Annotated in this window: 13 protein-coding genes; 6 read left to right on the top strand and 7 right to left on the bottom strand. The window is 60.2% G+C overall.

What is annotated here, in order from left to right; genetic code table 11:
• Window positions 1-113: 113 nt before the first annotated feature.
• Window positions 114-401 (top strand): hypothetical protein, encoded by a 288-nt coding sequence (locus AC0Z4S_RS19620; RefSeq protein WP_485624284.1) that lies wholly within the window; start codon window positions 114-116, stop codon window positions 399-401.
• A gap of 83 nt (window positions 402-484) precedes the next feature.
• Here the strand turns inward: AC0Z4S_RS19620 and AC0Z4S_RS19615 are convergent, their stop codons facing one another.
• Together AC0Z4S_RS19615 and AC0Z4S_RS19610 are read right to left on the bottom strand one after the other, a co-directional pair.
• Window positions 485-700, bottom strand: a complete 216-nt coding sequence (locus AC0Z4S_RS19615; RefSeq protein ID WP_016774063.1) for a hypothetical protein — start codon at window positions 698-700, stop codon at window positions 485-487.
• 127 nt (window positions 701-827) lie between these two features.
• Complete coding sequence (locus tag AC0Z4S_RS19610; RefSeq protein ID WP_485624283.1) at window positions 828-1,103, bottom strand: hypothetical protein; 276 nt, start codon at window positions 1,101-1,103, stop codon at window positions 828-830.
• A gap of 185 nt (window positions 1,104-1,288) precedes the next feature.
• On the opposite strand from AC0Z4S_RS19610, the gene AC0Z4S_RS19605 reads away from it, so the two are divergent.
• Window positions 1,289-1,618 carry a hypothetical protein gene (locus AC0Z4S_RS19605; RefSeq protein WP_485624281.1) on the top strand — a complete coding sequence of 110 codons (330 nt, stop codon included), beginning with the start codon at window positions 1,289-1,291 and terminating at the stop codon, window positions 1,616-1,618.
• Between the two features lie 29 nt (window positions 1,619-1,647).
• Here AC0Z4S_RS19605 and AC0Z4S_RS19600 read toward each other — a convergent pair whose 3' ends face one another.
• From AC0Z4S_RS19600 to AC0Z4S_RS19590, 3 genes are all read right to left on the bottom strand, one after another.
• On the bottom strand, window positions 1,648-2,592 hold the full coding sequence (locus AC0Z4S_RS19600; RefSeq protein WP_485624279.1) for an alpha/beta hydrolase: 945 nt from the start codon (window positions 2,590-2,592) through the stop codon (window positions 1,648-1,650).
• A gap of 114 nt (window positions 2,593-2,706) precedes the next feature.
• Complete coding sequence (locus AC0Z4S_RS19595; protein WP_485624278.1) at window positions 2,707-3,705, bottom strand: NAD(P)H-quinone oxidoreductase; 999 nt, start codon at window positions 3,703-3,705, stop codon at window positions 2,707-2,709.
• Window positions 3,706-3,766: 61 nt separating this feature from the next.
• Window positions 3,767-4,966 (bottom strand): YbfB/YjiJ family MFS transporter, encoded by a 1,200-nt coding sequence (locus tag AC0Z4S_RS19590; RefSeq protein WP_485624277.1) that lies wholly within the window; start codon window positions 4,964-4,966, stop codon window positions 3,767-3,769.
• A gap of 111 nt (window positions 4,967-5,077) precedes the next feature.
• Between AC0Z4S_RS19590 and AC0Z4S_RS19585 the strand changes: the two genes are divergently transcribed.
• A complete protein-coding gene (locus tag AC0Z4S_RS19585; protein WP_485624276.1) occupies window positions 5,078-5,953 on the top strand; it encodes a LysR family transcriptional regulator in 876 nt (291 codons plus the stop codon).
• Between the two features lie 250 nt (window positions 5,954-6,203).
• Window positions 6,204-6,620 carry a hypothetical protein gene (locus tag AC0Z4S_RS19580; RefSeq protein ID WP_485624275.1) on the top strand — a complete coding sequence of 139 codons (417 nt, stop codon included), beginning with the start codon at window positions 6,204-6,206 and terminating at the stop codon, window positions 6,618-6,620.
• Window positions 6,621-6,661: 41 nt separating this feature from the next.
• Here the strand turns inward: AC0Z4S_RS19580 and AC0Z4S_RS19575 are convergent, their stop codons facing one another.
• Window positions 6,662-7,384, bottom strand: coding sequence for a pirin family protein (locus AC0Z4S_RS19575; protein WP_485624274.1), 723 nt, complete (start codon window positions 7,382-7,384; stop codon window positions 6,662-6,664).
• Between the two features lie 219 nt (window positions 7,385-7,603).
• Here AC0Z4S_RS19575 and AC0Z4S_RS19570 point away from each other — a divergent pair, with 219 nt between their 5' ends.
• A complete protein-coding gene (locus AC0Z4S_RS19570) occupies window positions 7,604-8,554 on the top strand; it encodes a GlxA family transcriptional regulator (RefSeq protein WP_471879758.1) in 951 nt (316 codons plus the stop codon).
• A gap of 90 nt (window positions 8,555-8,644) precedes the next feature.
• The gene (locus AC0Z4S_RS19565; RefSeq protein WP_485624273.1) at window positions 8,645-10,117 is read left to right on the top strand and encodes an ATP-binding protein; all 1,473 of its coding nucleotides are present in this window, start codon (window positions 8,645-8,647) and stop codon (window positions 10,115-10,117) included.
• Here AC0Z4S_RS19565 and AC0Z4S_RS19560 read toward each other — a convergent pair.
• Complete coding sequence (locus AC0Z4S_RS19560; protein ID WP_485624272.1) at window positions 10,082-12,991, bottom strand: ATP-binding protein; 2,910 nt, start codon at window positions 12,989-12,991, stop codon at window positions 10,082-10,084. The genes AC0Z4S_RS19565 and AC0Z4S_RS19560 overlap by 36 nt on opposite strands.
• Window positions 12,992-13,005 lie beyond the last annotated feature (14 nt).

The raw sequence follows: 13,005 nt of genomic DNA, 5'->3' as shown, positions 1-13,005 counted from the left end.
CCATTAGCACATCCGACCTAATTGCCCCTGTCCCGGCTCGACTTTAAAGTCCTTTCGCTTGGCAGCTTATTGCCACAATTTTTCCGGTATGAAAATCAAAAAGGTCGATCTGCATGAACTCATCAAGGACTATCCCGGTTCTCGCTTTATTCGCAACGTTGGCGCTAGTGGTCACTGGATGCCAGACCGTCAAGCCGGGAGAGAGTGATCTCAAGAATCGAGCACAGACCACCATCGGCAAACCCGTCATCAAGGTTTCCAACATCCGCAGCGATTTCAATACAACCTTCTACACCGCTCAAACCGAAGGTGGTGAATACACCTGCGAACTGCCAAGCGGCCCGATGGTCGCTCTGGGTTCCATGGGCATGGGGCTGGGCGCTCAATGCACCAAGCAATGACGAAGCAGTCTTTTCGCCGCTAAAAAAGAAAGGCCAATGTCGATGACATTGGCCTTTTCTCTTTAACGAATACTCGGCGCCGATCAGTTGGTTTTCGAGTTCAACTTGCGCAGTTCTTCATAAGTTGCCGACTGCACGAACCAGAAGCCGGAGACGATGCACCAGCCCAAGGTGCCGCCTACGAACATGCCGAGACCCGAGAGAAAGCTCTGACTCATCATGAAGAGAGACACGATCAGGATGACTGCCAGTGCGATGTAGAGAACGATGTTGTTGACGCCGATGACGAAATCTTTCATTTGCATTCCTTGGGTGTATTTTCCTCTGGCCACCCTCTATGGTCGCCAGTGCGCGCATCATATTGATATCACCCTGTGTTGCGCTAGTTTCGACATCGGATTTTCGTAACTAAAAGCGAAACCACTCTTACTGCGCGGGTTTTTTATCGATGTCGTTGGAGTCGCTCGACGTCGCCGCATCCTTTTCCGTCTCATGCGGCTCTGAGCCCGCATTGGCGCCTGATGACTCTTCGCCTTTCTTGTTCGCCTTCTCATCATGATCGCGTGAGCTTTCTGCGTGATTGACGCCGGGCAGGGCGGTGGCGGGGGTGGCGGCGCCCGCTGTCGTTTCGGCTGCCCATGCATGGAGTGGGCCGATCAGGCACAGGCTGAAGAACGACAGTGCGAGAATTTTCTTGTTCATCTCGTGGGCCTTCTACTCGGGGGATGTACTGCTTTGGATAGGCCTGCCTGCCAAAGGTGCGCGGGACTGGACGAGCGGCGAATTTCACCTGATGAAAAATATCCCCGACAGCAGGCAAATTGCTGGCCCCCAGACGCAATACACCCCGGCAAAATCGCCTTTTTTCAAAAGGTTAGGTTGGCTATATGCGGACGATTGTGATCACCGTTGCGACGCTTTCCCTGGCTTTGATCGCCTCGGGAGTGCAGGCAAAAGAGTTAAGCAAGGGCCATCGCTTTGCCTGCACGTGGGGCTCGGACATTGCTGCCGGTGCGCAGCAATCCAAGCTGTCCGGCGTTTCGCTGTACGGCGCTCGCAGGCAATTGCAGGTTCGCCGATTTCAGCAGCCCTGGATGCGCATGACGGCAATGGGGATTACCGAGCAGACCTATAACAGCAGCTCCCGGCTCAAACCTGCGGCGGTCAAGCAGACCTATTACGAACAATGCGTGCGCCACGAATTGGCCCGACGTTGATGCTGTTCTACCGATACTGACTACATGGCTCAGGAGTCGCGAGAACCCTTGCCCAGCGTCGGCCCCGCAATTCGCGGCAACGGTTTGCTCTGCATCAGCGCATCCAGAGCCTTGCGATAACCCTGCCCGCCTAGCGCCATGCTGTTGTTATGAGTTGCCCCTGGCACCAGCAACAGGCGCTTGGGCTGCTCAGCGGCATTGAACAGCTGCTCACTGAAGCGCGGCGGTACAAAGGCATCAGCCAAGCCATGCACCACCAGCAGCGGCATGTGAATGTCGGCGATCTTGTCGATGGAATCGAATTTCTGCGACAGCAACCAGCGCACCGGTAGCGAGGTCTTAGCCACCGCGGCGGCCACATCGGCCAGCGAGGTGAAGGTCGATTCAATGACCAGCCCGCGCACCGGCAGAGGCGTGTGGTTGCGCGCGGCATTCTTCCCAAGCTCAGCCGCCAGATCGATCGCCACTGCGCCACCGAGAGAATGGCCGTAGATCAGGCGCTTGTTCGGATCGGGTTGCAGCAGCTGGAAGCGCTCCCAAGCTACGCGGGCATCTTCATAAACGCTGCTTTCGGACGGTAAATCGCCCTTGCTCTGGCCGAACCCGCGATAGTCGATAGCCAACACCGAATAACCCGCCGCGCGCAGCTGTTCGATGCGAAACAATTGCCCGGTCAGGTTCCAGCGCACGCCATGCAGGTACAGAATCGCTGGCGCATTGGCACGTTCGGCCGGCCACCACCAGGCATGGATATTCTGCCCGGCCTTGAAGCTTTTCGGTTGCAGATCGAGTTCCTGAACGCTACCGGGCAGACCGCGATACCAGCCGGCGGTGCCGGGTTCGATGCGGAACAGCAGTTTGCGCTCGGTGTGTTCCAGCACCGCACAACTCGTCGGCACGCCAATAATCAGCGCGGCCATCATGGCGAACGCCAGGCGGCGGCGTCGCAGACGAGTCAGGAAGGACAGGAACATCAATCGTTTCACCACGGCGCAGACAAAGAACGCTTTTTACCAGATGCCTCGGTTTGCGCGTGACTGTTTTTTGACCACCGTGCATGCGCAACGATTACAAGATGCTGCAATCGCTCACGCCACCTGCAGCACGATCTTGCCGATGTGGTCGCCGCCCTCCATGCGGGCATGGGCCTGCGCCGCGTCAGCAAGCGGGTAAACCTTGTCGATGATCGGCAGGCAGCGTCCGGCGGCGAGGGCAGGCCACACATGTTTCTGCAATTGATCGGCGATCGCGGCTTTCTCCGCAGCCGTGCGCGCGCGCAGCAGCGAACCGGTGACCACCGCGCGTTTGCCGAGGATGGCCAACAAATCAACGTCATTGGCGCGGGCGCCGCCGAGGAAGCCGAGCATTACCAGACGCCCGTCCATTGCCAAGGCACTGATATTGCCGTTCAAATACGAGCCACCCATGATGTCGAGAATCACGTTCACGCCCTGATCTGCCGTCTTCTCGGCAATGACCTTGGCGAAGTCTTCTTCGCGATAGTTGATCGGTTGTCCGCCCAGCTGACTGATCGCGGCGCATTTTTCAACGCTGCCAGCGGTAGCGAACGCCTCGATGCCAAATTCACGACAGAGCATCAGCGCGGTGGTGCCGATGCCGCTGGTGCCACCGTGAATCAGTACCCGCTGGCCTGACTGGGCACCGCCGAGGCCGAACAGGTTCGCCCATACGGTGAAAAAGGTTTCCGGAATCGCGGCGGCCTGGACCCAATCGATTCCGTCCGGCACGGGAAGCGTTTGCCCGGCTGGAACCGCGCAATATTCGGCGTAGCCACCGCCATTGGTCAGCGCGCAGACGCGATCGCCGACTGCGAACCGCGTTACTCCGGCTCCCAGTGCAACCACTTCGCCAGCCACTTCCAGGCCAGGAATCGGATCCATGCCCGGTTTCATCGGGTATTTGCCGGCACGCTGCAAGGCATCGGGGCGATTGATACCGGCGGCGTGAACGCGGATCAGCACCTGACCTTCGGCGACGGTTGGCAGAGGCACGCGTCTGGCTTGCAATACGTCAGGGCCGCCGGGCTCGGTGATTTCGATACGGGTCATTTCGTTGGGCAGTGACATGTCGATTCCTGTGAAAAAAGGTCGTGTAGATGGGAGCACTGGTAGCGCGCAATGATTCCCTTCAGTTCGCCGCGCAACGGGTTTCTGGCGCCGAGGGCAGCCAGCGCATGGCTTGCTCCAGCAGCAGGGCAACGACGATTGCGCCGGCGGCGATCACAAACAGCAATGTGTGCTGCCCACCCGAAGCGTTGAACAGTGCGGAGTAGGCAAACCCTGCCAGCGCCTGAAAGGTGGCGAACGACACGGTGGCGCGGCTCCAGGCAATCTGCTGGCGGTGATGGGATGGCACCAGTTCATGCACCCGAGCCAAGGCCAGCGGCACGATGCCCGGCGGGAACGAGCCGAGAATCACCGCCAGTAACGCCAGCGCCAGAAACGAATGGGAGACGGCTAGCAAACCGAGGGCAATGGCCTGCACCACCAGCACCACGCGAATGCCAGTGCGTGCGCCAAGCTGGTCGGCCAGAAAACCGTACGTCACCGGCCCGACTATCGCTCCCAGGCCATACATCACCCAGACCATTGCGCCGACATGCGCCCCGGCACCCAATCCGCGAGCAACGTAATCCACCAGAAAAACCATTGCTGGCACGAGCCCGGCGGCCATGAACGCGTATTGAGCGAACAACAGGTAAACGCCCGGCGGTGTCGGCTCATCAGCCGACGTTGCGTGCGCAGCCAGAGGATGCGCGGTATCCGCAGGCCAGCCGAACCAGCTCAACGCGGTCAGCAATAACGCCAGCGCGCCCAGTCCCAGCCAGGTCGCTTGCAAGCCGAGGCTCAGCAGCGGCGGTACGATGGTCCCGGAGCCGGCGATTCCGAGGCCGATGCCCAGGAAGATTGCGCCACTGGCCAGACCTCTGCGCGCCGCCGGAACGTGAGGCAGCACGGTTGCCGCCACCAGCACCATGATCGCGCCACCGGCAATGCCGGACAGCAAACGCCAGCCGAAGAACCAGCTCACCGACAGCGGATAAGCACAGGCAAAAAATGCTGCCGTGACCGCCAGCATCATCAGTCGCAAAGCGTTGCGATTACCCAGTCGATGGGCCATTGGCCGACCGAGCAGGGCGCCGATCAGATAGCCGACCAGATTCGCCGCGCCGAGATAAACGACATCATTGGCCGAAAACCACTGCGCCTGAATAAGCGAAGGGATCAATGGCGTGTAAGCGAAACGCGCCAGGCCGATGCTGACCAGACTGGCGCAAAGTCCGGCGAAGATCGGCAGCCAGATGCCGGAAAAGTTAGAAGTACGCATGATTGCGATCTCACAAGAGGTGTATGGCGCTCAGCTTATCGGCTATCGTTGCTGCGCATATGCAGCGATTAAGCAGCACGGTGATGCAAAAACGCTTCGAAGAGGTTCAGCATGAATTGGGATGATGCGCGGGTATTTCTGGCGGTTTGCAGGGAGTCAACATTGCGCGGTGCTGCGCGGGTTCTGGGCGTGGATCAAGCCACGGTCGGACGCCGCGTTGCTGCGCTGGAGAAGTCTTTGAGTGCGACGCTGTTCCTGCGCACGTCCGACGGTTACGCACTGACTGCCGTCGGTGAAGCGGCGCTCAAAAGTGTGGAAAAAATGGAGCACTCGGCGCTTGAACTGGAGCGGCACATCCATGGGCTGGATGATCGCCTGACAGGGAATGTGCGGGTCAGCACCACCGACTCGCTGGCCATTGACTTCATTATTCCGGCGATGGCGCGCTTGCATGATCAGCATCCTGATGTGCAGATCCAGCTGGATGCCTCGACGCAAATCCTCAGTCTGGCCAAGCGCGAGGCGGATATCGCGGTGCGCAATACCCGGCCGGATAACCCGGATCTCATCGCCCGGCGAATCGCCCGTTGGCCTGTAGGACTTTTCGCAGCGCAGGCCTATGTCGACCGTCATGGCGAACCGCAGCCCGGCAGTGCTTTCGAGGGGCATGATCTGGTGGTGTATCAGCCCTATCTGCAGAATAAAAAAGATCTGACCCTGGTCTCCGAACCGTTGAACAAAGGGCGCATCGTCGCGACGCTCAGTTCCAGCCTGTTGGTGCGTCGCTCCCTTGCTGCCGGCCTCGGCGTAGGGGAGATCCCGGTGTACATGGGCGAGCGCGACGGCCTGGTCAGACTCTGGCCGGAGCGGACCCGGCCGTGGCCGTATGAAGTGTGGCTGGTCACCCACGCCGACCTGCGTCACACCGCGCGGGTACGTGCGGCCATCGAGCAAATCGTTGAGGCTTTTGCGCTGGAAAACCAATAGTGGATTCAGGGGTTTGCCGAGGCTACAACGTCTGACGAAACAGCCTACGTCCGAGGCAGAATGGGCCGGCTTGTCGTCGACACTGATGAATTCTATTGTGACCGCAGCTCGATGCAGACCTCAGGCCCGCATCGAAACGAAGCGCCAGGGAAGGCCTCGGTAGCCACACAAAGGTGTCGAATTGAAAATCAGGGAAGTGAATCCATATGCAGTCACGGACAGATCGGACGCAAGTCGGGATAGGCAAATCATGAGCACCTTAAGCCGCGAAGAATTCGATGCCAGGATAGAAACCATCGAGACGAGAATGGACGGCCGCGTAGCAGAAATGCGCGCCGACATTCGCGGGTTCCTCGCTGCTCAGGCAGAGCAGAACAAGGCCCTATTGGAACGGGACAAGCGTTATGACCTGATGTGGATGGGCGTGCAGAAAATCGCCGACGAATCGCGGGAAGCGATCAGGCAGGCATCGACGGTAAAGGCCAACTATTGGGCTGCCACCACCGTGCATTTCCTCGGCGTTGCTTCGTTGCTGGTAGGCGCGCATTTCGCCAATCAGGCGGCGGTGTTGACCACAATACAAACCACGCTGGCGGCGATTCAGATTGGCAAAGAGGTGTCTGTCCCCCACCCAGTCGCACGACCCACAACGGTGCCGCCGCCATGAAAAACGGCCTTCAGTGGAAGGCCGTTCTGCAGCGCGCCAAATCATGGCATTTCAGGCAACTCCTGTGGGCGCAGGTCGAATACCAGCACTTCGGCATCGACCCCGTTGCTCAAGGTGAGCAGCTGTTCTTCACGAACCCGCACGCCGTCGCCTTCCTGCAAGGTCTGGCCGTTGAGTTCGACGCTGCCACGCGCAACGTGCACGTAAGCGTAACGATTGGCCGGCAATTTCAGCGTGGCACTTTCCTCGCCGTCAAATAACCCGGCGTAGACCCGCGCATCCTGACGGACTTTCAGGGAGCCGTTGCTGCCATCCGGCGAGATGATCAGTTGCAGGCGACCACGTTTTTTCTGCGCGCTGAAGTGTTCCTGTTGATAGCGCGGCTTGGCGCCGCTGACATCCGGCACGATCCAGATTTGCAGAAAGTGCACGGGCTTTGTGGCCGAGTGGTTGAACTCACTGTGCGCCACGCCGCTGCCGGCACTCATCAATTGCACATCACCGGGGCGGATCACCGAGCCAGTACCGAGGGTGTCCTTGTGTTCCAACGCGCCTTCGAGCACATAGGAAAAGATTTCCATGTCGCGGTGCGGGTGCTGGCCAAAACCTTTGCCGGCGGCGACCCGGTCATCGTTGATCACCAGCAGGTCGGAAAACCCTTGTTCACGCGGGTTGCGGTAGCTGGCGAAAGAGAAGGTGTGAAACGACTTCAACCAGCCGTGATTGGCGAGGCCGCGATCGGAGGCTTTGCGAAGAGTCAGCATGATGAAATCTCCTGGCGGGACGTGAATTCGTCCGAGTGAGGAGAAGGTTACTGGTTACCGGACAAGGCAATAAGTAGATGGAAATTGAAAGACTGTCCGGCTCAGGTTGACAGTTTTGCGTTATGGTTCACCCATTCGTGTGCGCTGATTACGCCTGAGTTGGCCATAATGGCCGGGTTGCAGCGTGCGTTTTTACCCCTGAAATGTGTGATGCCTCCCATGAAAACCGTGGCAATGGTGCTGTTTCCTGACTTTCTGATGCTCGACATGGCCGGGCCGCTGGAAGTGTTTTCCGTCGCCAACCGTTATCTGAAACCGGATTTGCATTATCAACTGACGACGTTGGGCACGGAGCGCGGCTTGCTGAGGGCTTCCAATGGCGTGCAGGTCCAGGCTGATCTGCATATTGACGAAGCGGCCGAGCGCTATGACCTGTTATTGGTGCCCGGCGGACCCGGCGCTTACAACCAGAGATTTCCGCAGCTGTTCACCTGGCTGAAAAACGCCGTGCCGCGCGCCGAACGCTACGGTTCGATTTGCACTGGCGCGTTCATCCTCGGCCATGCCTGTTTGCTGGACGGTTATCGCGTCACCACGCACTGGAATTACACCGAGCGGCTGATCAAGGCCTTTCCGAAAACCACGGTGACCACCGATCAGATCTACGTCGAGGATCGTAATCTGATCACCTCGGGTGGTGTGACCGCCGGCATCGACCTGGCACTGGCGGTGGTGGCCAGAGATCACGGCAAGAAAATCGCTCAGGACGTGGCCAAGGTCTTGTTGGTGGTGATGAAGCGCCAAGGCGGGCAAGCGCAGTTCAGCCCTTTGATGGCGGCAGTCTCTCCGCAGGAGACACCCATTACCCGCGCGCAGAATTACGTGCTTGAGCATCTTGACGAGGTCTTTACCGTCGAGCGCATGGCCGGATTGGCGAACATGAGCGCACGCCACTTCGCTCGTCTGTTTACTCGTGACGTCAACATGACGCCGATGGAATTCCTGCAGAACGCCCGCATCGACTGCGCGCGAAACCTGTTGGAGACCAGCGATCTGCCCCTCAAAACAATTGCCTACAAAAGTGGCTTCGGCAGTGTCCGGCACATGCGCTCGTTGTTCGCCGAAAAGCTCGGCCTTACGCCTTTGCAGTACCGGGAACAGTTCAGCTAGAGCGGTTCTGTCCGTCTGGCGCAGCCGGATGTCCGTACTGTGTCGGCTGTGGCGGTTGTATCGTCACGCAAGGGTGCCAAGATGTCTGGCATGAATAATCCCAACGACACAAACCAGGGTTCGGTGCTGCGTTTTGGCCCCTACGCCTTTCATGTGCGCCAGCGTCTGGTCCTTGAAGGAGAGCAGCCGCTGCGCATGGGCGGGCGCGCCATGGACATTCTGCAGGTGCTGCTCGATAACGCGGGCGAGGTGGTCAGCAAAGAGCAATTGATTGCTCAGGTGTGGCCGACGTCGATCGTCGAAGAGATCAATCTGCGGGTGCACATTGCGGCATTGCGGCGCGCACTGGGCGACGGCAGCAACGGGCAGCGTTATATCATTCACGTGGCGCAATGCGGCTACAGTTTTGTCGCCCCGGTGCAGCGGCACACAAGTGATGCGCTGCCCACGCCCGTCGCCGCGCTCACGGCTCTGCACAATCTTCCGGCACGACTGACGCCAGTCAGCGGGCGCGATGCCTTGGTCGGGAGTCTGGTTCGACAAATGCCGGTGTGCCGCTTGATGACAATTACCGGTGCGCCGGGTGTTGGCAAAACCACTGTGGCATTGCGCGTGGCGGAATTGCTGCTGCAATACTTTCGCGATGGCGCCTGGTGGGTCGATCTTGCTGGCCTCGAAGCCGGCAAACCGTTGCTCGAACACCTGTTGCACATCCTTAAGACAGACTTTTTCACCCTGACCGGCCGGCACGCCTTGTTGATACTGGATAACTGCGACCACCAGCGCGACAGCTGCGCGGCTCTGGCAGAAACCCTGTTGCATGCTGCGCCCCGTCTGTCGATTCTGGTTACCGCCCGCGAACCCCTGCGAGTCGCGCAGGAGACCGTTCATTACGTCCCGCTGTTGGCGATTCCCAAGCGCTCGACATTGAACACCGTCGAAGAAGCCATGGGCTATCCGGCAGTGCAGTTGTTCGTCAATCGCGCGCGGGCGCGGCAGCATGGCTTCAGTTTGCGTGAACAGGATTTGCCGGGCGTGCGCGAGATTTGCCGTCAACTGGACGGTCTGCCGCTGGCGATCGAACTCGCCGCGGCGCAGATCGACGCACTGGGTTTGATCGGCTTACAGGCCCAAGTTGAAAACGGTCTGCAGTTGCTTGGCCAAGGCCGGCGCACCGCAGAACCGCGCCATCAGTCGATGGCTGCCGCTATCGATTGGAGCTATCAATGCCTGACGGAAATGGAGCAGCAAGTGCTGCTGCGTCTGACGGTGTTCAGGGCGGGCTTTACCCTCGAGGCCGCACTGAGCGTAATCGGCAGCGCGGATCTGGCCGGTTCCAGGCTGAGCGCGGTAATCGAAGGGTTGGCGCGCAAATCGTTGCTGATCCAGCAACCCATCGATGCAACGGTGCGCTATTGGATGCTCAACACCGTGCGCCGCTATGCGCGTGATCAGCTCCAACGCAGCGACGAAAGGCTCGAACTGGAACATCGCCATGCGCGCTATTTCAGCCGCATACGCAACGCGTCAGGCCGGGCACAGGTCGCGCAGGCGGTCGAGTAGCCGACGCACCTTGCGCAAGTCCGGAGTAGCGTAGCCTTCGGTGAAGCGCTGGTAGATGGGGTTCAGCAGATCCAGTGCCTCGCGATGGCGAGACTGGCGCTGCCACAGTTCAGCAAGAACCGTGGCGCTGCGCAGTTCCCAGGCCAGCGCGCCTTGGCTTCTGGCGATGGTCAAGGCTTGTTGCAGCGTTCGTTCTGCTTCCTGGATTTCAGCGCTGTCTGAGAAGGCCGCTTCGCGAGCAGGCTCGCTCCCACAGGAATCCGCACCCAACTGAGAATCTACGCCCGACACCGAACCCTTGTGGGAGCGAGCCTGCTCGCGAAGGGGAGTCTCTGAACCCTTCAACAATGCCGCCGCCCGCCCGCGCAATATCTCCGCCGCACTCCATCCCGCATCGCCGCTATATGCCCGCTCCACCAGTGCCTCATCGACAAAGCGCTCATCCAGCGTAACCATGACTTCGCGGATCAGACCACTGCTCTCCGCTGACACAGGCGCGGCATTATCCGGATCGATCACCTGCGCGTAGTGCCGGCCCCAATTATTGAACAGCAACACCGAATGCTTCTGCGATTGCTCCAGCAACAACTGCAGCAGGGCGCGGGCGTTTGCGTGGTCGCCGTTGTAATGAGCGATCAGGCAACTGGCCAGCGCCAGGGTGTAGCAAATCGAGGTGCCGTGGTTGATCTGCACGGCAATGTCCAGCGCCTGCCGTGCCGCGCGCCAAGCCTGCTCGGGCAGGCCCTGCAGCCACAGCACCCGTGCCAGCACCGTCAGCGAGGCGACGCTCTGGTCGTATTGCACGCCAAAACCATGTGTGAAGCGATTGAGATGGCCGCTGTGGGCCATGCGTTGCAGCACTTGCTCGGCATGCGCGCGCGCCTGCGGTTGGTCGCCGGCATAATGCAGGGCCAGCACGCGCAAGCGATGTGTGCTCAGTGATAACAGCGGTTCGCCGTGTACGCCGATTCGGTCGAATTGCTCACTCTGGGCCAAAGCCATGCAGTAATGCCCGCAGCTCAGATTGACCGCCATGTGCCCGGACACCGCACGCAGTTGCCCGGCGAGATCGCCGTGTTTCTCGGCCAATTGGCAGGCGTCGACGAAGGCCTGAATGGTTTGTGGCGTGCCGCCCCAGGTGTGGTAGCTGGCACTGCCGAGCGCCAGTTTCAGGGCGATTTGCAGGCGAGGGCAGGGCGCAGATGTTTCCTCGAGCAGCACCAGTGCGCGACGCACATAGCGGCTGTAGTCGCGCAACAGCGACAGCTCCTGCCACAACGGCGCCGAAGCGGCTGCCAGTTGAACGCCCAGCTCATCCGGTCCCGGCCCATTGAGGCTCCAGTCCAGCGCCGCACGCAAATCTTCCAGACCCCGGGCGTAGCGCTCCAGCCACAGCACGGTCGGGGTGTTGTCCCAATCCGCTTGTGCCTGCTGCATCAAGGTCAGGCAACGCTCGGCGTGGCGTCGGCGGGTTGCACTGAGCTCATCGGCCTGTTCGAGTTTTTCCAGTGCATAGTGGCGGGTGGTGTCGAGCAAGCGATAGAAAACATCTTCGTCGCCCACTTCGACGCTAAGCAGGGATTTGGCCACCAGTTGCGTGACTGCGTTGAACACCGCACCGGGATCGATCTGTTGGCCAATGACCACTGCCGCCGCGGAGGCGAGGTTGAAACTGCCGCGGAAAATCCCCAGACGGCGCAGACAGGTTTGCTCGCAGGCGTTGAGCAGGTTGAAACTCCAGTCCATCGTCGCGCGCAGAGTCAGGTGGCGCTCGGCGCTGCTGTGTTGTCCGGCTGACAGCGGCGGCAAACCCTCGCGCAATTGCTTGAGCAGTCCGTCCATGCCCAATTCGCTCACCTGCGCGGCGGCGAGTTCCAGTGCCAGCGGAATGCCGTCCAGGCGCTGGCAAATCTCGATCGCTTGCGGCAGCTCGGCGTGGCTCAGTTGAAAGTTTTCCCTGGCCGCCGTGGCGCGTTCGACAAACAATTGCAGCGCAGCAAAGCCCAGCGCCTGGGCCGGCTCCATCGCGGTCGACATGGACGGGCATTCGAGTGATTCCAGACGCTGCACGAACTCGCCCTCGGCGCGCAGGCTCTCGCGGCTGGTCGCGAGGATATGCACCTTGGGCGCGCCGCGCAGAATCCGCTCGCTGAGCGCCGCGATCGCATCGATCAAGTGCTCGCAGTTGTCGATTACCAGCAACATTTGCCGATCACGCAGGCCATCGACCAGACAAGCCTGCGCATCGCCTTCAGCTGCGGACAGATCGAGCAGTGTCGCCATGTGCGAGCCGATCAGCGCGGGATCGGCGATGGGAGCCAGATCCACCAGGCGGATACCGTCGCGATACTGGCCGATCAATTGCTCGGCGACACGCAGGGCGACCGTGGTTTTGCCGATGCCGCCGGGGCCGACCAGGGTGATGCAGCGTCGGCGCGGCAGTTGCGCGATCAGGTGATCGACCACCGGCTGGCGACCGATCATTCGCGTACGGCGCAGCGGCAGGTTGTGTCTGGCTACAGCGACCGCAGGTTTCTGTTCGATGCTGTCGAGCACAATCGGTGCGACAAAACTGTAGCCGCGCTGCGCCACGGTGACGATATAGCGCTGCCCGTTCTGCCCGTCGCCCAGCGCCTTGCGCAGCGCCGCCATGTGCACGCGCAGGTTGATGTCTTCGACGACACTGTCTGGCCAGACCCCGGCCATCAATTGCTGCTTGCTCACCACTTCACCAGCGTGGGCCAGCAAAATCAGGAGGATGTCCATCGCCCGCCGTCCCAGGCGCAAAGGCTGTTGGCCTTCAATCAGCAGTCGTTGCCCGGGATGAATCCGATAGGGGCCAAATGCAATGGCCTGATTCGGGGGAAAACTCAACAGCGCGCTCCTGC

The sequence above is a fragment of the Pseudomonas sp. 1L-B-1-E-C1 genome (assembly GCF_057291835.1).
Note: the sequence above shows the minus strand (reverse complement) of the source record. Positions and strands in the feature narration are given on the sequence as shown.

Coding starts and splice junctions, on each gene's coding strand:
- AC0Z4S_RS19605 (WP_485624281.1), top strand. CDS start 1,289: ATGCGGACGATTGTGATCACCGTTGCGACGCTTTCCCTGGCTTTGATC.
- AC0Z4S_RS19615 (WP_016774063.1), bottom strand. CDS start 700: ATGAAAGATTTCGTCATCGGCGTCAACAACATCGTTCTCTACATCGCA.
- AC0Z4S_RS19585 (WP_485624276.1), top strand. CDS start 5,078: ATGAATTGGGATGATGCGCGGGTATTTCTGGCGGTTTGCAGGGAGTCA.
- AC0Z4S_RS19610 (WP_485624283.1), bottom strand. CDS start 1,103: ATGAACAAGAAAATTCTCGCACTGTCGTTCTTCAGCCTGTGCCTGATC.
- AC0Z4S_RS19575 (WP_485624274.1), bottom strand. CDS start 7,384: ATGCTGACTCTTCGCAAAGCCTCCGATCGCGGCCTCGCCAATCACGGC.
- AC0Z4S_RS19595 (WP_485624278.1), bottom strand. CDS start 3,705: ATGTCACTGCCCAACGAAATGACCCGTATCGAAATCACCGAGCCCGGC.
- AC0Z4S_RS19565 (WP_485624273.1), top strand. CDS start 8,645: ATGAATAATCCCAACGACACAAACCAGGGTTCGGTGCTGCGTTTTGGC.
- AC0Z4S_RS19570 (WP_471879758.1), top strand. CDS start 7,604: ATGAAAACCGTGGCAATGGTGCTGTTTCCTGACTTTCTGATGCTCGAC.
- AC0Z4S_RS19620 (WP_485624284.1), top strand. CDS start 114: ATGAACTCATCAAGGACTATCCCGGTTCTCGCTTTATTCGCAACGTTG.
- AC0Z4S_RS19590 (WP_485624277.1), bottom strand. CDS start 4,966: ATGCGTACTTCTAACTTTTCCGGCATCTGGCTGCCGATCTTCGCCGGA.
- AC0Z4S_RS19580 (WP_485624275.1), top strand. CDS start 6,204: ATGAGCACCTTAAGCCGCGAAGAATTCGATGCCAGGATAGAAACCATC.
- AC0Z4S_RS19600 (WP_485624279.1), bottom strand. CDS start 2,592: ATGTTCCTGTCCTTCCTGACTCGTCTGCGACGCCGCCGCCTGGCGTTC.